Origin of the sequence: Aromatoleum anaerobium, from assembly GCF_012910705.2 — a bacterium.
GTDB classification, from domain to species: Bacteria; Pseudomonadota; Gammaproteobacteria; order Burkholderiales; family Rhodocyclaceae; genus Aromatoleum; species Aromatoleum anaerobium.
Genome location: NZ_WTVG02000040.1, coordinates 13082 through 34206 on the forward strand (window position 1 = coordinate 13082; position 21125 = coordinate 34206).

General features: G+C 67.8%; 17 protein-coding genes. 13 read left to right on the forward strand and 4 right to left on the reverse strand.

Annotation, left to right across the window (positions count from 1 at the left end; all coding sequences use genetic code 11):
• The first annotated feature begins 1 nt into the window (after position 1).
• Together hpnD and hpnE are read left to right on the forward strand one after the other, a co-directional pair.
• Entirely contained in the window at positions 2-835 is an 834-nt protein-coding gene (hpnD, locus tag GO606_RS15635; RefSeq protein WP_169119229.1) for a presqualene diphosphate synthase HpnD, read from the forward strand.
• 34 nt (positions 836-869) lie between these two features.
• Positions 870-2198, forward strand: coding sequence for a hydroxysqualene dehydroxylase HpnE (gene hpnE, locus GO606_RS15640; protein ID WP_169119228.1), 1329 nt, complete (start codon positions 870-872; stop codon positions 2196-2198).
• On the opposite strand, the gene GO606_RS15645 is transcribed toward hpnE, so the two are convergent.
• Complete coding sequence (locus GO606_RS15645; RefSeq protein WP_169119227.1) at positions 2195-2920, reverse strand: ABC transporter ATP-binding protein; 726 nt, start codon at positions 2918-2920, stop codon at positions 2195-2197. The genes hpnE and GO606_RS15645 overlap by 4 nt on opposite strands.
• On the opposite strand from GO606_RS15645, the gene GO606_RS15650 reads away from it, so the two are divergent.
• Complete coding sequence (locus tag GO606_RS15650) at positions 2904-3515, forward strand: arylesterase (protein WP_169119226.1); 612 nt, start codon at positions 2904-2906, stop codon at positions 3513-3515. The genes GO606_RS15645 and GO606_RS15650 overlap by 17 nt on opposite strands.
• 34 nt (positions 3516-3549) lie before the next feature.
• On the opposite strand, the gene selD is transcribed toward GO606_RS15650, so the two are convergent.
• Positions 3550-4590 (reverse strand): selenide, water dikinase SelD, encoded by a 1041-nt coding sequence (gene selD / locus GO606_RS15655; RefSeq protein WP_169119225.1) that lies wholly within the window; start codon positions 4588-4590, stop codon positions 3550-3552.
• A gap of 55 nt (positions 4591-4645) precedes the next feature.
• Between selD and mnmH the strand changes: the two genes are divergently transcribed.
• Positions 4646-5740, forward strand: coding sequence for a tRNA 2-selenouridine(34) synthase MnmH (gene mnmH / locus GO606_RS15660; RefSeq protein ID WP_011239667.1), 1095 nt, complete (start codon positions 4646-4648; stop codon positions 5738-5740).
• On the opposite strand, the gene GO606_RS15665 is transcribed toward mnmH, so the two are convergent.
• Entirely contained in the window at positions 5709-6275 is a 567-nt protein-coding gene (locus GO606_RS15665; protein ID WP_169119224.1) for a class I SAM-dependent methyltransferase, read from the reverse strand. The two genes, mnmH and GO606_RS15665, sit on opposite strands and share 32 nt — an antisense overlap.
• Positions 6276-6604: 329 nt before the next feature.
• Between GO606_RS15665 and GO606_RS15670 the strand changes: the two genes are divergently transcribed.
• The 8 genes from GO606_RS15670 (at position 6605) to minE (ending at position 17526) form a co-directional block, all read left to right on the forward strand.
• Complete coding sequence (locus GO606_RS15670; RefSeq protein ID WP_246979649.1) at positions 6605-8254, forward strand: sensor histidine kinase; 1650 nt, start codon at positions 6605-6607, stop codon at positions 8252-8254.
• A gap of 233 nt (positions 8255-8487) precedes the next feature.
• Positions 8488-11175: a bifunctional acetate--CoA ligase family protein/GNAT family N-acetyltransferase gene (locus GO606_RS15675; RefSeq protein ID WP_169119222.1), complete on the forward strand. Its 2688-nt coding sequence runs from the start codon at positions 8488-8490 to the stop codon at positions 11173-11175.
• A 51-nt stretch (positions 11176-11226) separates the two neighbouring features.
• The gene (locus tag GO606_RS15680; protein WP_169119221.1) at positions 11227-12075 is read left to right on the forward strand and encodes a D-hexose-6-phosphate mutarotase; all 849 of its coding nucleotides are present in this window, start codon (positions 11227-11229) and stop codon (positions 12073-12075) included.
• Between the two features lie 129 nt (positions 12076-12204).
• Complete coding sequence (locus GO606_RS15685) at positions 12205-14565, forward strand: Tex family protein (protein WP_169119220.1); 2361 nt, start codon at positions 12205-12207, stop codon at positions 14563-14565.
• Between the two features lie 31 nt (positions 14566-14596).
• A complete protein-coding gene (hslO, locus tag GO606_RS15690) occupies positions 14597-15481 on the forward strand; it encodes an Hsp33 family molecular chaperone HslO (RefSeq protein ID WP_169119219.1) in 885 nt (294 codons plus the stop codon).
• A gap of 144 nt (positions 15482-15625) precedes the next feature.
• Complete coding sequence (gene minC, locus GO606_RS15695) at positions 15626-16411, forward strand: septum site-determining protein MinC (protein WP_246979651.1); 786 nt, start codon at positions 15626-15628, stop codon at positions 16409-16411.
• 31 nt (positions 16412-16442) lie between these two features.
• On the forward strand, positions 16443-17258 hold the full coding sequence (gene minD / locus GO606_RS15700; RefSeq protein WP_169118660.1) for a septum site-determining protein MinD: 816 nt from the start codon (positions 16443-16445) through the stop codon (positions 17256-17258).
• A gap of 1 nt (position 17259) precedes the next feature.
• On the forward strand, positions 17260-17526 hold the full coding sequence (gene minE, locus GO606_RS15705) for a cell division topological specificity factor MinE (RefSeq protein ID WP_169118661.1): 267 nt from the start codon (positions 17260-17262) through the stop codon (positions 17524-17526).
• A 43-nt stretch (positions 17527-17569) separates the two neighbouring features.
• Here minE and GO606_RS15710 read toward each other — a convergent pair whose 3' ends face one another.
• A complete protein-coding gene (locus GO606_RS15710; protein WP_169118662.1) occupies positions 17570-19360 on the reverse strand; it encodes a methyl-accepting chemotaxis protein in 1791 nt (596 codons plus the stop codon).
• A gap of 206 nt (positions 19361-19566) precedes the next feature.
• On the opposite strand from GO606_RS15710, the gene lysS reads away from it, so the two are divergent.
• Positions 19567-21075, forward strand: coding sequence for a lysine--tRNA ligase (gene lysS, locus GO606_RS15715; RefSeq protein ID WP_169118663.1), 1509 nt, complete (start codon positions 19567-19569; stop codon positions 21073-21075).
• Positions 21076-21125: the final 50 nt, after the last annotated feature.

The following is a 21125-nucleotide window of genomic DNA, read 5'->3' on the forward strand; positions in this document are numbered from 1 at the left end:
CATGACCCCTCACGAGTACTGCCAGGACAAGGCCGCAAAAAGCGGCTCCAGCTTCTATTACAGCTTCCTGTTCCTGCCGCCCGAACGGCGGCAGGCGATCATCGCGCTGTATGCGTTCTGCCGCGAGGTCGACGACGTCGTCGATGAATGCAACGACGTGCAGATCGCACAGAACACGCTCGACTGGTGGCGCCAGGAGATCGCGCGGGTGTATGCCGGCGACCCGAGCCATCCGGTCGGCCTCGCGCTGAAGGACGTGCTTGCCCGCTTCAATCTGCCGCGCGAGCAGATGTTCGAGGTCATCGACGGCATGGAGATGGACCTGCGGCAGACGCGCTACCTCGATTTCAAGGGGCTGCAGCTGTACTGCTACCGCGCGGCGAGCGTCGTCGGCCTGCTCGCGGCCGAGATCTTCGGCTACCAGGACCGCCAGACGCTGAAGTACGCGCACGACCTGGGCATCGCGCTGCAGCTCACGAACATCATCCGCGACGTCGGCGAGGACGCGCGGCGCGGGCGGATCTATCTGCCGATCGAGGACCTGCAGCGCTTCAAGGTGCCGGCGAGCCAGATCCTCGAAGGACACGGCGGCGACAACTTCCGCGCGCTGATGCAATTCCAGGCCGAACGGGCGCGCAAGTTCTACGACCAGGCGTTCCAGCACCTGCCCGCGGTCGATCGCAAGGCCCAGCGGCCCGGCCTGGTGATGGCGGCGATCTATCGCACGCTGCTCGACGAGATCGCGCGCGACGGCTTCCAGGTGCTCGACCGGCGCACGTCGCTGACACCGGTGAGGAAGATCTGGATCGCCGGCTCGACGTGGGTCCGGGCGTGACGCGCAGCGCGGGCGAACCGGCGACGGCCGCGGCGTGACGCAGCCCGTCGCGATCGTCGGCGCCGGCTACGCGGGCCTCGCGTGCGCGGTCGAGCTCGCGCGGCGGCATGTGCCGGTGACGGTGTTCGAGCGTTCGCACACCTTGGGCGGGCGCGCGCGGGTCGTCGCGAAGGACGGCTGGCGCGTCGATAACGGCCAACACATCCTGATCGGCGCGTACACCGAACTCACGCGCCTGCTGCGCCTGACCGGCGGCTCGCCGAAACTGCTCGAACACCTGCCGCTGACGCTGCACACCCCCGGCCACCTGCACCTGCAGGCGGCCCGGCTGCCGGCGCCGCTGCATCTGGCGGTCGGCCTGCTCCGCGCGACCGGGCTGGGCTGGGCGGACCGGCTCGCGATGCTGCGGCTGATGCGCTTCCTCAAAAAACAGCGTTTCCGCGTCGACGCGCAGTTGACGGTCGAGCGGCTGCTGCACGACACGCGCCAGCCGGAGCGGCTGTCGCGCCTGGTGTGGGAGCCGCTGTGCGTCGCGGCACTGAACACGCCGGTCGCCGAGGCGTCGGCGCAGGTCTTCGCGAGCGTCCTGCGCGACAGTCTCGCGGCGGGAGCTTCGGCAAGCGAGCTGCTGATCCCGCGCGTCGACCTGTCGGAACTCTTCCCGGTGCCGGCGGCGCGCTATCTGGCCGTGCGGCGCGGCAAGCTGCGCACCGGCACCGCGGTCGAGGCGATCCGCCCCGTCGCCGGCGGCGGATTCCGCCTCGAAGGCGATCCGGCCGACCAGCGCTACGCGCACGTCGTCGTCGCCGCCGCGCCGCATCACGCCGCGGCGCTGCTCGCCCCGCTCGATGGCTGCAGCCGGCTCGCAGCAAAGATCGACGCGCTGCCGAGCGAACCGATCACGACCGTGTACCTCGCGCTCGGCAAGCCGCTGCGGCTCGCGCACGTGATGATCGGCCTCGCCGACGGCCCCGCGCAGTGGGCTTTCGACCGCGGCCGGCTCGGCGGCCCGGCTGGCCTCATCGCCTGCGTGATCAGCGCGCACGGCGCACACGAGGCGCTGTCGCGCGAAGCGCTCGCACTCGCGGTGCATGCGCAGCTCGAACGCCAGTTGCAACGCCGCCTGCCCGCGGCCGAATGGTCGCAGGTCATCACCGAGAAACGCGCGACCTTCGCGTGCCGCCCGGGCCTCGCCCGCCCCGGCCCGCAGACGCCGATCGCCGGGCTGTGGCTCGCCGGCGACTATCTCGACCCGGACTATCCGGCTACGCTCGAATCGGCGGTGCGCTCGGGCGTCGACACCGCGGCGCGCGTATTGCAGGCGCTGGAGTCGCCGGCATCGCCACTAGGCGCGAAGCGCTAGGTTGCCGCCCCGAGCGCGATCGCGGGCTCGCTCAGCGCGCCGTTGTGCATCCGCAATATCCGCCCGCAGCGACGCGCCAGCGATTCGTCATGGGTCACGAGGATCAGCGTCGTACCCGCTTCGCGGTTCAGCGAAAAAATCAGCTCGATGATCGCCTCGCCGGTCGCGACGTCGAGGTTGCCGGTCGGCTCGTCGGCGAGCAGCAGCCGCGGGCTCGGCGCGAACGCGCGGGCGAGCGCGACGCGCTGCTGCTCGCCGCCGGAAAGATGCTTGGGGTAATGGCGCACGCGCGCGGCCAGCCCGACCCGCCCGAGCCACTGGCGCGCGATGGCGTCGGCATCGTCGGCGCCGGCGAGCTCGAGCGGCAACATGACATTTTCGAGCGCGGTCAGCGCCGGCAGCAGCTGGAACGACTGGAACACGAAGCCGACCGACTCGCCGCGCAACGCCGCGCGCGCATCCTCGTCGAGCGAGAAGATGTCGGTGCCCTGGATACGCACGGTGCCGGCGCTGGGAACATCGAGCCCGGCGAGCAATCCGAGCAGCGTGGATTTCCCGGAGCCGGACGCGCCGACGATCGCGACCGACTCGCCGGCGCCCACGCTGAACGAAACATCCTGCAGAATGCGCAGGCCCCCCGCGCCGTCGCCGAGCGGGACGCTTTTCGACAGGCCGGCGACCTCGATCACCGGAACGGAGAACTTTATGCTGTTGCGATCCATCGTGATCTTCTTCTTCGCAATAATGGTTTCGGGCGCCGCGCAGGCGGCAACGATACTGGTGTGGGGCGACAGCCTCTCGGCCGGCTACGGCCTGCGCCCGAAGCAGGACTGGCCTACCCTGCTGCAGACGCGCCTCGAACGCGAAGGGTTCCGCCACACGGTGATCAACGGCAGCGTCAGCGGCGAGACGTCCTCGGGCGGACGCTCGCGACTGCCGGCCGCGCTCGACCGCCACGCGCCGGACCTGCTGATCCTCGAACTCGGCGCCAACGACGGCCTGCGCGGACTGCCACCACGCCTGCTGGCCGAGAACCTCGCGGCGATGATCGAGGTCGCGCGCAGCCGCGGCGCCCGCGTGCTGCTGGTCGGCATGCAGATGCCGCCGAACTACGGCCCGGCCTACACGCAGCGCTTCGAACAGACTTTCGCCGACGTCGCCCGCAAGCACAAGGTGCCGCTAGTGCCTTTCCTGCTCGACGGCTTCGCCGACCGGCACGAGCTGTTCCAGTCCGACGGCATCCACCCGACCGCCGAAGCTCAGGAGCTCATCGTCGACACCGTCTGGAAGCAGCTCGTGTCGATGCTGAAGGGATAGCCGCTGCGCGCGGCCCGGGGTCGCACCGCGCCCCTCACACGATCCGCAGCAGCGGTTCGCCCGCCTCCATCCGGCCGATGACGCGGCCGTCGCTGCCCTGCTCCGCCCGGATCGCCGCGAGCACCTCGTCCACGGTGCCGGGCGTGCAGGCGATCAGGAGCCCGCCGCTGGTCTGCGGATCGGTGATGAGCTTGCGCTGCCACTCCGGCGCTTCGGGCGCGAAGCGGATCGATTCGCCGTAGCTCGCCCAGTTGCGCGTCGAGGCGCCGGTCGCGATGCCGTCGCGCACGAGCCGCAGCGCCGCTTCGATCGTCGGCAGCTCGTCGAACGCCACGCTCGCTGCGAGGCTCGAGCCGCGGCAGATTTCGAGCAGGTGGCCGGCCAGCCCGAAGCCGGTGACATCGGTCACCGCATGCACGCCGGCCATACCGGCCAGGCGCATCCCGACCCGGTTCAAGAGCGTCGTCCAGTGCAGCATCGCGGCATAGTCGGCATCTTTGATCAGGCCTTTCTTGAGCCCGGCCGACAGGATGCCGATGCCGAGCGGCTTGGTCAGGATCAGCACGTCGCCGGCCTGCGCGCCGGCGTTGGTCTTGACCTGGGCGGGGTCGACAACGCCCAGGCCGACGAGCCCGTAGATCGGTTCGAGGACGTCGATCGAATGCCCGCCGGCGATCGGGATGCCGGCGTCGCGGCACACCGACGCGCCGCCTTCGAGGATGCGGCCGATGACTTCGGGCGGCAGCTTGTCGATCGGCATGCCGACGATCGCGAGCGCCATGATCGGGCGCCCGCCCATCGCGTAGACGTCGGACAGCGCGTTGGTCGCGGCGATGCGGCCGAAATCATACGGGTCGTCGACGATCGGCGTGAAGAAGTCGGTCGTCGCGACGATCGCCTGGCGGTCGTTGAGGCGATACACCGCGGCGTCGTCGGCGGTCTCGGTGCCGACCAGCAGATCCGGCGGGACCAGGCCCGCCGGGGCGTGCGCGAGCAGCTTCGACAGCACGGCGGGAGCGATTTTGCAGCCGCATCCGCCGCCGTGGGAGAATTGCGTGAGTTTGATCTGATCCATGGATTCCAGGGGGAGAAACGGTTGCCCGGCGCAGGCCGGAGCACCGCGACAACGCATGAAAAAAGGCATCGCGACCGTAGCACAGCTGTCCGCCTTTGACGAGGTCATCGACGCCCGCAGCCCGGCCGAATTCGACGAAGACCGCATTCCCGGCGCGATCAGCTGCCCGGTGCTCGACAACGCCCAGCGTGTCGTCGTCGGCACGATCTACAAGCAACAGTCCGCGTTCGAGGCGCGGCGCATCGGCGCGGCGATGGTCGCCGAGAACATCGCGCATCACCTGAAAACCCGCTTCCACGATAAACCGAAGAACTGGCGGCCGCTGGTGTATTGCTGGCGCGGCGGCCAGCGCAGCGGCGCGTTCGTCACCTGGCTGCGGCTGATCGGCTGGGATGCGTGCCAGCTCGAAGGCGGCTACAAGACGTGGCGCCGGATGGTGGTCGCGGAACTCGAAGAACTCCCGGCGCGCTTCGACCTGCGCGTCGTGTGCGGGGCCACGGGCAGCGCCAAGACGCGCGTCCTCGACGCGCTGGCAAAGCTCGGCGCGCAGGTGCTCGATCTCGAGCATCTCGCCGCGCACAAGGGCTCCGTGCTCGGCGCGCTGCCGGACCGTCCGCAGCCGACGCAGAAATCGTTCGAAACCGAACTGTTCCGCACCCTGCACGCGCTCGACCCGGCGCGGCCGGTGTTCGTCGAGGCCGAAAGCCGCAAGATCGGCCGCATCCAGGTGCCCGAGGCGCTGATCCGGCAGATGCGCGCGAGCCCTTGCGTCGCGATCGAAGCCAGCCGCGAAGCGCGCCTCGAGTTCCTCGTGCGCGACTACGCGTACCTCGGCGACGACATCGCCGACCTGCAGAAGAAAATCGACTTCCTCAAGGGCCTGCAGAGCAACGAGACGCTGGAACGCTGGAAGACCCTTGCCGCGGCGCACGACCTGCCGACGCTTTTCGCCGAGTTCATCGAGCTGCACTACGATCCGCTCTACCACCGCTCGCAGAACAGGAATTTCACCCGCTTTCCGAGCGCGCCGATCTTCACGAGCGACGACCTGTCGCCGGCCGGGATCGAGGCGCTGGCACGGCGCATACTCGCTGCCGCCGCGGCGCAGCCCGAAGCGCTTACTCGGGTGGCCGATCCGGCAACACCGTGAGGCCCTGCCCCTTGACGGCGCACACGCGCTGCACGACCGCCGGCCGCGGCCGGGCGACTTCGCCCTGCTCGAAGGCGACGATCGTGTAATCGCCGGCGAGGCGTTCGAGCAGTTCGCCGGGGCGCAGCAGAAATTCGGGGTTGGCGGGCCTGCCGAAGCGCTCGTTGCCGAGCATGAAGGTTTCGTAAATCAGCACGCCGTCCGCGGCGAGGCAGTCGAGCAGCAGTCCGAGACGCGGCCGGTAGAGATAATTGGTCACGACGATCGCGTCGAAGCACGCCGTCCCGTAAGGCCAGTCTCCGCCTTCGAGGTCCGCCTGGGTGACGCTGACGCGCGGCTCGCCGGCGAACGTCGCCAGCGCCGCCACGTCCCGGTCCACCGCCTCGACTTCCCATCCATGGCGGGCCAGCCAGCGCGCATGCCGGCCATGGCCGCACGCGAAATCGAGCACGCGGCCGCCGACGGGGATCAGTGGCGCAAAGCGCGCGACCCACGCCGAAGGATCGGCAACGGCTGAATCAGGGAAGGTTGTCATCGGTTTCCTTTGTGTCGTTTTCCGGTGCGGGCGGCATGGATTCTAGCCGGCCCCCCGAGGCATGACGAGGCCTCTTCGGCGACGACGCCGGTAGCGCGTTCACAACCCGTTTCGGGCAGTCGACTCGGCCGCCCGTCCGGCTTATGCGTAACAATTCAGAGCAATGGCACGCCGAGTCCCCGCCCCGGCAGGTAAGATCCCCTGAAAAGCGCGGGCCACCCGTGGTTCCGACCCCGACTCACTCCGACGAAAACGCTGTGAAAACGTCTCATGAGTCTTTTCAGGCGTGGGCGCATCGACTTGCCGGGGCGGCACTCGCGGCGGCGCTGATGACTTCCTCCCCACTGCTGGCCCACCCGCCACTGTTCGCCTCCGCGTTGCCGCTGGTCGCGCCGCTCGCAGGCCTGCTCCTGGTTCTCGTCGCGCTGTTCGCCTGGCATGTTTTCCGGCGCCGGCCGGCGGCCCGCGAGGCGTCCCGCGTCGCCGGCTTCGATTCCGCCGAACTCGTCGAACTGCTCGACCTGTCGTCGGACTGGCAATGGAAGACCGATGCGCAGCACCGCTATGTTCACATCACCGCGGGCCTGCAGGAGCACTCGCGGATCGACCCGCTCGAATTCCTCGGCCGCACGCCTTGGGAACTCGACTCCGGGGAGGCCCTCGCGCACAGGGACGCATGCCAGGCGAGCCTTGCGCAGCAGGCACCGCTGAACCTGACGCTGTGCCGCCACGACAATACCGGGAGGCGCCGCTATCTCGAACTGGTCGGGCGCCCGCTCTACCACGACGGAAGCTTCGCCGGCTACCACGGCATCGGGCGGGACATCACGCACCGGGTCGAGTCCGACCAGTCGCTGCGCGAGAACCAGGTGCGCTATCGCGAGCTGATCGAGTCGGTCAACGAGATCATCTTCCGCACCGATGAAAGCGGCCGGCTGACATTCCTGAACCGGGGCTGGGAAACGATCACCGGCTACACGCTGAAGGAGAGCCTCGACACCGCGCTGGTGGATCACTTCCACCCCGACGATCGCACCGCGGCTTGGCACCAGATATCGCTGGTTTTCCGGCAGGAGATCCCGGCGTGGAGCGCCCAATTGCGGCTGCTGACGCAAAACGGCGAGATACGCTGGGTCGAGGCGACCGCGCATCGCGTGGACCGCGGCAACGAAGACGGCACGGCGCCGCGCGGCTTGGCGGGAACGCTGTTCGATATCTCGGCGCGCAAGATCGCCGAGATGACGCTGCGCAATATCAACCGGGAACTCGAGGCCCGGGTCCGCGCCCGCACCGCCGAGCTGGAAGCGTCGAACCGCGAGCTCGAGGCGTTTTCGTATTCGGTGTCCCACGACCTGCGCGCACCGCTGCGCGCGATCGACGGGTTCGCCCGCATCCTCGAGGAAGAACTCGGCGACGGCCTCGAGCCGGACGCACGGGAGCATATCGGGCGCATCCGCAAGGCCGGCATGCGCATGTCGCACCTCATCGACGACCTGATCAAGCTCGCGCAGCTGGCGCGCCACTCGCTGCAGAGGGAAACATTCGATCTGTCGGAACTCGCGATCCAGATCATCGACGAGCTGCGCCGGAACGAGCCGGACCGGCGCGTCGAGGTGGAGATAACGAGGGACCTGCTGGTGACGGCCGACCGCGGACTGATGCAGCTCGCGCTCCAGAACCTGCTCGGCAACGCGTGGAAGTTTTCTTCACGCAACGCGGTCGCGCACATCTCGCTGACGGCGAAGCGCGATCTGGGCCAGCGCGTGTTCTGCATCACGGACGACGGCGTCGGCTTCGACATGACCTTCGCCAGCAACCTGTTCCGCGCCTTTCATCGCCTGCACCGCAGCACCGATTTTCCCGGCTCCGGGATAGGCCTCGCGACGACCTACCGCATCATCGAGCGCCACGGCGGGCAGATCTGGGCGAAATCGAAGCCCGGCGAGGGCGCAAGCTTCTATTTCACGCTCGGCCGATGAATGCCCCCGCCATCGGATGCGCCGCCCCGGGTTGCGGCAAGTCCCGATCGGAATGCCTTGCCACTTATGGCACAATGGCTCATGGTGCACTGCAGTAAGCTTGCACTCGGCTCAGATTCGACCAGACTGTAACGACTGCAATTCCGGTACTCATCGAAGCGTGGCCAACGAAGGTTTCCAAGGCCTCGTCACCCACGGCCAGCGGTTACGGACCCTGCATCCAGGCGATAAAAATGAAAGAGAAGCACTACCTCAGTCCCCTGCTCGAACCCAAATCGGTCGGCGTGATCGGCGCGAGCCAGCGTGAAGCATCCCTGGGCAACGTGGTGATCCGCAACATGCAGAACGCGGGTTTCCGCGGCCGGCTGTTCGCCGTCAACCCCAAGCACGAATCCGTGCTCGGCGTGCCCTGCTACAAATCGGTCGAGGACGTGCCGCACCGCCTCGACCTCGTGGTCATCGCAGTGCGCGCCGACCAGGTGCTATCGATCGTCGAGAGCTGCGGTCGCGCCGGCGTGAAGGCGGTCATCATCATGTCGACCGGATTCTCCGAGACCGGCGCGCGCGGCGCGCTGCTCGAACGCCACGTCGTCGAGGCCGCGCGCCGCTACCGCATTCGCCTGCTCGGCCCGAACTGCCTCGGCATCATGCGTCCGGTGCTGGGCCTGAACGCGACGTTCGCGCATGTCAGCGCGATCAAGGGCACGATCGGCCTGATCTCACAGTCCGGGGCGCTGTGCACGTCGATCCTGGACTGGGCGGAACCGAACAACATCGGCTTCTCGGCGGTCGTCTCGCTCGGCTCGTCGAGCGACATCGACTTCGGCGAAGTGCTCGAATACATGATCTCGGACCCGCGCACCGAGAGCATCATCATGTATGTCGAAGGCATCCGCGACGCGCGCCGCTTCATGAGCGCGCTGCGCGGCGCGGCGCGCGTCAAGCCGGTGCTGCTGATCAAGGTGGGGCGCCACCCGGACGTGTCGCGCGCGATCCGCTCGCACTCGGGCTCGATGAGCGGCAACGATGCGGTCTTCGATGCTGCACTGCGGCGAGCCGGCGTCATCCGGCTGTACAACATGGGGCAGCTGTTCGCCGCGGCGAACGCGCTGTTCTCGCACTTCCGCCCGCGCGGCAACCGCCTGGCGATCGTCACCAACGGCGGCGGGCCGGGCGTGATGGCGGCCGACCGCGCGGCCGACCTGGATATCCCGCTTTCCGAGTTCTCGGACGGCACGATGGAAAAGCTCAACGCCGCGCTGCCGGCCGGATGGTCGCACGGCAACCCGGTGGACATCCTCGGCGACGCGGACGTCGAGCGTTATCGCAAGGCCGTTCAGGCGGTGCTCGAAGGGCCGAACGTCGACGGCGTGCTGGTGATGCTGACGCCGCAGGCCAACACCGATCCGACGGCGGTCGCCGAGGCGGTCGTCGAGCTCGAGAAGACCGCCGACAAGCCGGTCGTGACGTGCTGGATGGGCGAGCAGCTGGTCGGCCCCGGGCGCAAGGTTTTCGAAGCCGCCGGCATCCCGACTTTCCGCACCCCGGAGCCGGCGGTCGAGCTGTTCAGCCACCTGTCGGCGTACTACCGCAACCAGAAGCTGCTGATGCAGACGCCGGCGTCGCTGTCGCACCTCAATCCGCCGAGCGTCGAGAGCGCGCGGCTGGTCATCGAGACCGCGCTGGCCGAGCGCCGCAAGGTGCTCAACTCGATGGAATCGAAGGCGCTGCTCGCCGCGTTCCGCATCCCGATCGCGCAGACCGTGGTCGCGCGCTCGGCGACCGAGGCGATGGTGCTCGCCGAGGAAATCGGCCTGCCGGTGGTGATGAAGATCGACTCGCCGTCGATCATCCACAAGGCTGACTCCGGCGGCGTGCGGCTCAATCTCGGCAGCCTCGCGGCGGTGCGCACCGCGTACCAGGAAATCCTCGAGGAAGTGCGCAAGAACAAGCCCGCGGCGACGATCAACGGCGTCGCGATCGAGCCGATGATCCTCAAGCGCAACGGCCGGGAACTCGTCGTCGGCGTCAGGCGCGACGCGGTGTTCGGCCCGGTGATCACTTTCGGCGAAGGCGGCAACCGCGTGGTCGCGAACCGCGACATGGAAATCGCGCTGCCGCCGCTGAACCACTACCTCGTGCGCGACCTGATCAAGTCGTCGCGCGTGTCGGTGCTGCTCGGCGAATTCCGCAACATGCCGCCGGTGAATATGGAGTCGCTGGAGTTCGTGCTGCTGCGCGTCTCCGAGATGGTGTGCGAACTGCCGTGGATCACCGAGCTCGAGATCAATCCGCTGATCGTCGACGAGAACGGCGCCGTCGCCGTCGACGCGCGCGTGACGGTCGAGAACGTCTCGCCGTCGGTCGACCGCTACGCGCACATGGCGATCCATCCGTATCCGTCGCAGCTCATCACGAAGTGGACGAGTGTCGACGGCGTCGAGGTCACGATCCGGCCGATCAAGCCGGAAGACGCGGAGCTCGAAGTCGAGTTCGTGCGCACGCTGTCGGCCGAGACGAAGTACTACCGCTTCATGAACACGATGCGCGAGCTGCCGCCGGCGATGGTCGCGCGGCTGACGCAGATCGACTACGACCGCGAGATGGCGTTCCTCGCGACGATCCAGGAAGGCGGCAAGGAAGTCGAGATCGGCGTGTGCCGCTATGCGGTGAATCCGGACGGCGAATCCTGCGAATTCGCCATTGTCGTCGCCGACGCCTGGCAGCGCCACGGCCTCGCGCGCAAGCTGATGGGGATCCTCATCGAGACGGCGCGCAACAAGGGCATCATGTACATGAACGGCGTATTCCTCGCGAACAACGAGCGGATGCTGAAGTTCGTGCAGGGGCTCGGCTTCACGCTGTCGAACGATCCGGAAGACAGCACCGTCAAGATCGGCGTGCTCCCGCTGCAGGACTGACCCCCCGAGACTCTCCCTCTCCCCCCAGGACCGATCCCACCTTACCCGCTCATGACCGCATCCATCGAAACACGCACCTTCCACGATCAACCCGCGCTCGTCCTGCGCACGCCGGGCGGCGCGCAGGCGGTCGTCTCGCTGTTCGGCGCCCAGGTGCTGTCCTGGACACCGGCCGGCGGCAGCGAGTGGCTGTACCTCAGTCCGCAGGCACGGCACGACGGCAGCACGGCGATTCGCGGCGGCATCCCGGTATGCTTTCCGCAGTTCGCCACGCTCGGCAAGCTGCCGAAGAACGGCCTCGTGCGCACCCGGCCTTGGAGCCTTGGCGAGCAGCGCAGCGGCGACGACTTCGCGCTGGTGACGCTGACGACGAGCGAAGACGATGCGAGCTACGCGGCGTGGCCGCAGCGCTTCTCCGCCGAGGTGACGGTGATCATCGAAAACGAACGCCTCGGCGTCGAGTTCGAAGTCGAGAACACCGGCCACGCGTCGTTTGCGTTCACCGCCGCGCTGCACACCTACTTGCGCGTGCGCGAAGTCGAGAACGCGCGCCTCGAGGGCCTGCACGGCCACGAATACCGCGACGCCGCGGACAACGACCGGATCAAGCGCGACAGCGGCGAGGCGCTCGTCGTCGAAGCCGAGACCGACCGCGTCTATCACGACGTGCAGCGCCCGTTGCTGCTGCGCGATGGCTGGCGCAGCCTCGGCATCAATGTCGAAGGCTTTCCGGACGTCGTGGTGTGGAACCCGTGGGAACAGCGCTGCGCGCAACTGCCCGACATGCCGGCCAACGGCTTCCGGCACATGCTGTGCGTCGAAGCCGCGGCCGCGCGCCGCAGGATCGAGCTCGACGCCGGCGAGCAGTGGTACGGACGGCAAACCCTGATCGCGCTGTGACCGCGGCACGACGCTCCGCCGTTCGGCGCTGACGCGGCGCGCCGGCGCTTGCGGCGGTGCGGCCGGTTGTTGCACCATCGCATCCTTTGCCCGGCGGCCGCTTGCCGCCTTCTCGGCCATTATTCCCTCATGCTCCCGCCCATCGAACACCGCATCGCCACCGAACTCGCCGCCCAGCCCCGCCAGGTCATCGCCGCGATCGCCCTGCTCGACGAAGGCGCGACCGTGCCTTTCATCGCCCGCTACCGCAAGGAAGTCACCGGCGGGCTCGACGACACGCAGCTGCGCATGCTCGACGAACGCCTCGGCTACCTGCGCGAGCTCGAAGATCGCCGCGCCACCGTGCTGGCGTCGATCGCCGAGCAGGGCAAGCTGACCGACGCGCTGCACGTGCAGATCGCGAGCGCCGAGACCAAGCAGCGCCTCGAGGACCTGTACCTGCCGTACAAGCAGAAGCGCCGCACGAAAGCGCAGATCGCGCGCGAGGCCGGCATCGAGCCGCTGGCGCTCGCGCTGCTCGGCGACCCGACGCTGACGCCGGAAAGCGAAGCGCAGGGTTATTTGAACGCCGACGCGGGCTTCGCCGACACCAAGAGCGTGCTCGACGGCGCGCGCCAGATCCTCATCGAGCGCTTCGCCGAAGACGCCGAGCTGCTCGGCACGCTGCGCACCTGGCTGCAGGAACACGGCCAGGTGAGCTCGGGCGTCGTCGAAGGAAAGGAGAACGACGGCGCGAAGTTCCGCGACTGGTTCGACTTCCGCGAGCCGATCGCCGCGCTGCCCTCGCACCGCGCGCTGGCGCTCTTGCGCGGACGCAACGAAGGGGTGCTGCGCCTCGCGTTGACCGTCGACCAGCCGGACCCGGACGCGCCACACCCGTGCGAAGGACGCATCGCCGCCCGCTTCGGCGTGCGCGACCAGGGCCGTGCGGCCGACAAGTGGCTGCGCGAGACGGTGCGCTGGGCGTGGAACGTGAAGATTTCGCTGCACCTCGAACTCGAGCTGATGAATGCGCTGCGCGAGCGCGCCGAGGAAGAGGCGATCCGCGTCTTCGCGCGCAATCTGAAAGACCTGCTGCTCGCCGCACCGGCCGGCGCGCGCACGACGATGGGTCTCGATCCGGGCATCCGCACCGGTGTCAAGGTCGCCGTCATCGACGCCACCGGCAAGCTCGTCGACACCGCGACGATCTACCCGTTCGAGCCGCGCCGCGATCGCGACGGTTCGCTCGCGACGCTCGCCGCGCTGGCGAAGAAGCACGCCGTCGAGCTCGTCGCGATCGGCAACGGCACCGCATCGCGCGACACCGACAAGCTCGTCGCCGACCTGATGGAGGCGGCCCCACAACTGCGGCTGACGCGCGTCACGGTGTCCGAAGCGGGCGCGTCGGTGTATTCGGCGTCGGAACTCGCGGCGCGCGAGTTCCCGGATCTCGACGTGTCGCTGCGCGGCGCGGTGTCGATCGCGCGGCGCCTGCAGGATCCGCTCGCCGAGCTGGTCAAGATCGACCCGAAGTCGATCGGCGTCGGCCAGTACCAGCACGACGTCAACCAGTCGCGGCTGGCGAAGAGCCTCGACGCGGTCGTCGAGGATTGCGTCAACGCCGTCGGCGTCGATGTGAATACCGCGTCGCCGGCGCTGCTCTCGCGCATTTCGGGGCTCAACGCGACGCTGGCCGGCAACATTGTCGAACATCGCAACGCGAACGGCCCGTTCCGCAGCCGCGACGCGCTCAAGGGCGTGCCGCGCCTGGGGCCGAAGACTTTCGAGCTGGCGGCCGGCTTCCTGCGCATCCCGAGCGGCGACAATCCGCTCGATGCCTCCGCGGTGCACCCCGAGGCATACCCGGTCGTCGAGCGCATCCTCGCGCGCGTGGCGAAGAGCGTGCGCGAGCTGATGGGCAATCCGGCGTTCGTCAAGGCGCTTCGTCCGGCCGAATTCACCGACGAGCGCTTCGGCCTGCCGACGGTCCAGGACATCCTCGCCGAGTTGGAAAAACCCGGCCGCGACCCGCGCCCCGAATTCCGCACCGCGACCTTCCGCGAAGGGGTCGAGACGCTGAAGGATCTCGCCCCCGGGATGATGCTCGAAGGCACGGTGACGAACGTCACGAACTTCGGCGCGTTCGTCGACATCGGCGTGCACCAGGACGGACTCGTGCATATCTCGGCGCTCGCCGACCGCTTCGTCAAGGACCCGCACAGCGTCGTCAAGGCCGGACAGGTCGTGAGAGTGAAGGTGCTGGAGGTCGACCTGCCGCGCAAGCGCATCGCGCTGACGATGCGCATGAGCGACGAGCCGCCGGCCGCCGCGGGCGTCACCGCCAGCGACACGGGCGCGCGCGGCAGGCACGACGGCGGGTCGCGCCCGGAACGGAACAGTGTGCGCGGCCACGGTCGCAACGAAGGACGCAGCGAAGGACGCAACGACGGGCGCGGCACTGCCGGCGGCGCGATGGCCGACGCGCTCGCTCGCGCGCTGCGCAAGTAGAATGAGAATGCGCAATAACAGGAATCCCTGCATGACTCCCAATCCGAGCTACGTCCGCGGTTTCCTGCTCGACGACCTCGACATCCGCGGCGCGGTGGTGCGTCTCGACGACGTCTGGAAAGCGCTGCAGGAAGGGCGCGACTACCCCGCCGAAGTGGCGCGCCTGCTCGGGGAAATGAGCGCCGTGTCCGCGCTGATCACCGCGAACCTGAAGCAGGCCGGCCGGCTGACGTTCCAGATCCAGGGCGAGCAGGCGCTCAGGCTGCTGGTCGTCGACTGCACCGAGACGCTGAACCTGCGCGCGTTCGCCGCAATCGACGGCGACATCCCCGCGGACGGCGGCCTGAAGGATCTGATCGGCGACGGCATCCTGCAGCTCACGCTCGACATCCCCGCGCTCGACCAGCCTTACCGCAGCCTCGTGCCGCTCGAGGGCGACAGCATCGCGGCGACCTTCGAACACTACCTGATGCAGTCCGAGCAGCAGCCCGCCGGCATCTGGCTCGCATGCAACGAGGATGCAGCCGCCGCCTTGTTCCTGCAGAAGCTGCCCGGCGCTGACGCGCGCGACGAGGACGGCTGGACGCGCGCCCACCTGCTGGCCCAGACCGTGCAGCCCGACGAGCTGCTGACGCTCGCGCCGGAAACCCTGCTCGGGCGGCTGTTCGCCGAAGAGAACGTCCGCCTGTTCGACGCCCGCCCGGTGACGCACGACTGGCCCGCCGACCGCGACAAGGTCATCGGCATGCTGCGCAGCCTCGGCGAAGCGGAAGTCAGGCGGATCATCGAGGAACATGGCGAGCTGGTCGTGCGCGACGACCTGTCCAACCACGACTACCGCTTCGAGCTCGCCGAGATCGATGCCCTTTTCGCATCGCATCCCGAACCGGGCACGCCGCCGTCGACACTGCACTGACGAGGCGTTCCCGCAGACGGCCGGAGCGGCCCTGCGCCGCCCGCGCGAAGGCTTTGCACGAGGCACGAGCGGCATATCCCGCCAGCCTTGCCCGAATCCCTGCCGCTCAGTAGACTCCCAGCCTTTCAGCGACCTATCTCGCCCATGCCCGCGTCCTCCCCTGCCATCCGCCCGATCGAGTTCCGCAACGCCAGCCTCGGCGCGACCATCGCGGTGCTGCGCGAAGCCGAACCGGCCCGCCTCGCGGATGCGCTGCACATGATGCTCGGCGGGATGCCGGATTTCTTCAGCGGCGATGCGACCGTGCTCGACTTTGCCGATCTCGCCGAACTGCCCGCGCGTATCGACTGGACCGGGCTGATGAGCCTGCTGCGCCGCTACCAGCTGCAGCCGGTCGGCGTGCGCAATCTTCCGCCCGAGCTTGCCGCGGCAGCGCGCCAGGCAGGGCTGGCGATCCTCGACGGCGCCGAGCTGCGCGACCGCCAGAACGGGCAGTCTGCGGCGCTTCGCCCTGCCCCGGCCCCGGCACCCGCCCCGGCGCCGCAGACTGCCCCGCCGCCTCCCGCCCCGGAGCCCCGGGCGGCGACCTTGTTCGTCGACCGCCCGCTGCGCTCGGGCCAGCAGGTCTATGCGCGCGGCGGCGACCTGGTGCTGTTCGCCGGGATGAGCAACGGCGCCGAAGTCATCGCCGACGGCAGCATCCACTGCTACGGCCCGCTGCGCGGGCGCGCGATCGCCGGCGCGCAGGGCGACGCTTCGGCACGTATCGTGTCGACCAACTTCGGCCCGGAGATCGTCTCGATCGCCGGCATTTTCCGCACTTTCGAACAAGGCATTCCGGAAGCGGTCGCCGGGCGCGCCGCGCTTGTCCGGCTGGTCGCGAGCGGATCCGACTACAAGCTTGGCATCGAACCGCTGCAGCTCGATTGAGCGCGGCTCCATCTCTAGAAAAGGGTATACCGTGACTCGAGTCGTCGTCGTGACATCAGGCAAAGGTGGCGTGGGCAAGACCACCACCAGCGCGGCATTTTCTTCCGGGCTCGCACTGCGCGGCTTCAAGACCGCGGTAATCGACTTCGACGTCGGCCTGCGCAACCTCGACCTGATCATGGGCTGCGAGCGCCGCGTCGTGTATGACCTCATCAACGTCATCAACGGCGAGGCGAAGCTCAACCAGGCGCTGATCAAGGACAAGCACTGCGACAATCTGTTCGTGCTGCCGGCCTCGCAGACGCGCGACAAGGACGCGCTGACCGAGGAAGGTGTCGAGAAAGTGCTGAAGGAACTCGAGCACATGGGCTTCGACTACGTCGTCTGCGATTCGCCCGCCGGCATCGAGCGCGGCGCCGTGCTGGCATTGACCTTCGCCGACGAGGCGATCATCACGACGAACCCGGAAGTCTCGTCGGTGCGCGACTCGGACCGCATCCTCGGCATCCTGCAGTCGAAGTCGCGCCGCGCCGCCGAAAGCGACGAGCCGATCAAGGAGCACCTGCTCGTCACGCGCTATTCGCCCAAGCGCGTCGAAGAGGGTGAAATGCTGTCGTACAAGGATGTCCAGGAGCTGCTGCGGGTGCCGCTGATCGGCGTCATCCCGGAATCGGAATCGGTGCTGCAGGCGTCCAACCAGGGCCTGCCGGCGATTCACCTGAAAGGCACCGACGTCGCCGAGGCCTATTCCGACGTCGTCGCCCGCTTCCTCGGCGACGAACGCCAACTGCGCTTCGTCAATTACGAAAAGCCGGGGCTGATCAAGCGCCTCTTCGGAGGCAGGTGAGATGTCCTTCCTTGCCCGCCTCTTCGGCGAGAAGAAGAAGACCGCGGAGATCGCGAAGAACCGCCTGTCGCTGCTGATCGCCCACGAGCGCAGCGAGGGCGTGCCAAAAGCGGACTTCCTGCCGGCGCTGCAGCGGGAGCTGATCGAGGTCATCTCGAAGTACGTCTCGGTCAATTCGGACGACATCAAGGTGCATCTCGACAAGCAGGACAACTACGAAGTCCTGGAAGTCAACATCGTCCTTCCCGAGCAGAATCAGGGCCGCTAGCAGAATCACGGCCGCTGTTCCCGCCCGGGCCGGCGGCGAAGGATCAAGCCGCGAGCAGCAACTCCACCGGCACGCCGACGCGCACGTTGCCCCAGTGCCGCCCGGCGATCATGATCGGCATCGCGATGTCGCACAGGATGTCGCCGGTATCGCGCAGGAAGGTCTGCAGCAGCACCGCCTCGGTGTTCCGCGCGGAACGCAACTCGGCCGGCCGGTCGAACTTCCGGCACGTGCGGTTGCCGCCGAGGTCGATGTCCGGATTGCCGGTCAGCGGGCGCGAGTACTTGAGGTTGTGGGCAGCCAGGTAGCTGTCGGTGTTCACCGCCACCGCGGCGGCGCAGCCCGGGATCGCCGCGAGGCAGTCTTCGAGCAGCTGCTGGCAGCGGCGACCGTACTCGTCGCCCCAGGACACCTTGAACTTCTGCGGCCGGGTGTTCGCCACCGGCTGATAGCGGCGGTCGAAGATATCGATGCCCGCACGCGCCATTTCGTCGAGTTGAGCCTGGATGCGGTCGCGGAAGATCCGCGCCTGGTCCATCGCGTGGTCGAACGCCCCCTGGCCGATGCGGAACCGCGACACGAGCTCCTGCACCGCTTCGGTGGCCCGCGAAAGCTCGACCGTGCACTGTTCGGATTCCGCCATGTTCGCCGCGACCGTGCCCGACACGTCGTGGATCGTCGTGACGTTTTCATGCACCTGCCCGTTCGTCGCCGACAGCTCCTCCATCGCCGTGGCGATCTGCAGCAGCTGTTCGCCGGTGGTCTCGAATTCGCCGACCATGAACTCAAAATGCTCGGCGGACTTCCCGACGACCTCGCGCGCCTGCAGCACATCGGCGTTGATGACGACGTTTTCCGCGCGGGTGGTCATGACGCGGCCGATCATCCCGTCGATGTTGTCGGTGATCTCCTCGGCGGCCCGGTTCACCCGTTCGGCGAGCTTTCTCACCTCGTCGGCGACGACTGCGAAGCCGCGCCCGGCTTCCCCGGCACGCGCGGCCTCGATCGCCGCGTTCAGCGCGAGGAGGTTCGTCTGGTCGGCGATCGCGCGGATCAGCGAAGCGATCTGCTTGACGCTCTCGGAGCGCTCCGACAGGTCGTCGACGGTGTGGTTGAAGTGCAGCACCTTCTCGCTGACCGCGTTGATCTTCCCCGCGATGTCCTGCATCTCGTGCAGCGAAGCGCGCGCGATCTCGAGGTTCTTCGTCGTCGACGCCGAAATGTTCTGTGCGCTCGCCGATACGCTCTCGATCGCCGCGGTCGACTCGGTGCTCGCGGCGAACACCACTTCGGTCATCGTCCCCTGCGTCTGCGCATCCTGCGCCGAACTCTCGACGTGGGCCCTGACCCTGACGGCGTCGCGCGCGATGCTCACGCTCCGGGTGCGGACTTCGCTGATGATGTGGCGCATCTTCGCCGCAAACCGGTTGTAGCTCATCGCGAGCTGGCGCAGTTCGTCGTGCGTCGCCAGCGGCAGGTTGCGCGAGAAGTCGCCTTCGCCCTGCGCGATCTCGTTGAGGATCCGCGTGATGACCCGCACCGGCCGCACGATGAGGTGGCGCATGTACAGGATCTGGCCGATGTTGACGCACAGCGCGATCGCCGTCAGCGCGAACATCAGGTACAGCCCGCCGTCGAGCGACGCCATGATCTTCTGCGCGGCCGCCTGCGCCACCTCGCCCGTCGCCAGCAACCCGCGGATCTGGTTCTGCTGATGGAGGTAGACGGCGAGGTAGAACAGGTCGATGAAGAAAAGCAGGAGAAAACTGCACAGCTTCTTCGTCAGCGAGTTCCAGAACGTCTTTTCAACCCATTCGTATAATTGCGAAAACATGGGAGTTCCCGTTTGCATGGCCCGATTGCCCTTACGGCATCATGCCCCGCGACTTGAGCCCCGGTTGCACGTTGCAGCAAATATTTCGCCGTGCGCCCGCCGGCCCGCGCCCATGCGGCACGCTCGACACGCTTCGCGGCCGGCGCCAATTTGCCCGCGCTCCGTCCACGTGCCACAATCACCGCTTTTATGCCCCTTGCCGATTCATGAGCGACCAGAACAACAATTCCGCCGCCTCGCAGGACGAGAATCACATCATTTCCGAGCGGCGCGAAAAGCTGGCCGCGTGGCGTGCCGACGGCCGAGCCTTCCCGAACGATTTCTCGCGCGAGAACATCGCCGGCAAGCTCGATGAAATCTACGGAGAAAAGGAGTCGCACGAGCTCGACGCGACGCCGGTCGAAGTGAAAGTGGCCGGGCGCATCATGCTCAAGCGCGTGATGGGCAAGGCGAGCTTCATCACGATCCAGGATCTCTCCGGACAGATCCAGCTGTACGTCACGCGCGACGCGGTCGGCGAGGACGTCTACGCCGACTTCAAGCACTGGGACAGCGGTGACATCGTCGGCGCCGTCGGCACGCTGTTCAAGACGCGCACCGGCGAGCTGTCGGTGAAGTGCACCGAGATCCGCCTGCTGACGAAGAGCCTGCGCCCGCTCCCGGACAAATTCCACGGCCTGACCGACGTCGAACAGAAATATCGCCAGCGCCACGTCGACCTGATCATGAACGAGCAGACGCGCTTCACGTTCGTCGCGCGCAGCCGCATGGTGCAGTCGATCCGCAACTACATGATCAGCCACGGCTTCCTCGAAGTCGAGACGCCGATGATGCATCCGATCCCGGGCGGCGCCGCGGCGAAGCCCTTCACGACGCACCACAACGCGCTCGACATGGAACTCTTCCTGCGCATCGCGCCGGAGCTGTACCTCAAGCGCCTCGTCGTCGGCGGCTTCGAGAAAGTCTTCGAGGTGAACCGCAACTTCCGCAACGAAGGCCTCTCCCCGCGCCACAATCCCGAATTCACGATGATGGAGTTCTACGAGGCCTACGCGAACTACAAGAGCCTGATGAACTTCACCGAAGGCCTGCTGCGCCAGGCCGCGCGCGAGGCGCTCGGCACCGAAGTGTTCGTCTACCAGGGACGCGAGCTCGACCTGTCGAAGCCGTTCGCGCGGCTGACGATCGTCGAGGCGATCCACCAGTACCACCCGGGCTTCTCGATCGCGCAGCTCAACGACGAAGCCTGGCTACGCGCCAAGCTGACCGACCTCAAGGCCAAGCTGCGCGACGGCGCGGGCCTCGGCACGCTGCAGCTGATGCTGTTCGAGGAGACCACCGAAGCCGAGCTGTGGGAACCGACGTTCATCATCGACTACCCCGCCGAGGTGTCGCCGCTCGCGCGCCGCAACGACGCGAACCCGGAGATCACCGAACGTTTCGAGCTCTTCATCGTCGGCCGCGAGATCGCCAACGGCTTCTCCGAGCTGAACGACCCGGAAGACCAGGCGGCGCGCTTCCTCGAGCAGGTCAAGGCGAAGGAGGCCGGCGACGAAGAGGCGATGTTCTACGACGCCGACTACATCCGCGCGCTCGAATACGGCCTGCCCCCGACCGGCGGCTGCGGCATCGGCATCGACCGCCTGGTGATGCTCCTGACCGACAGCCCGAGCATCCGCGACGTGATCCTGTTCCCGCAGATGCGCTCGGAGTGATCCCGGCCGCTCCGTCACACCGCAATCCGGGCGCCGCAAGGCGCCTTGTC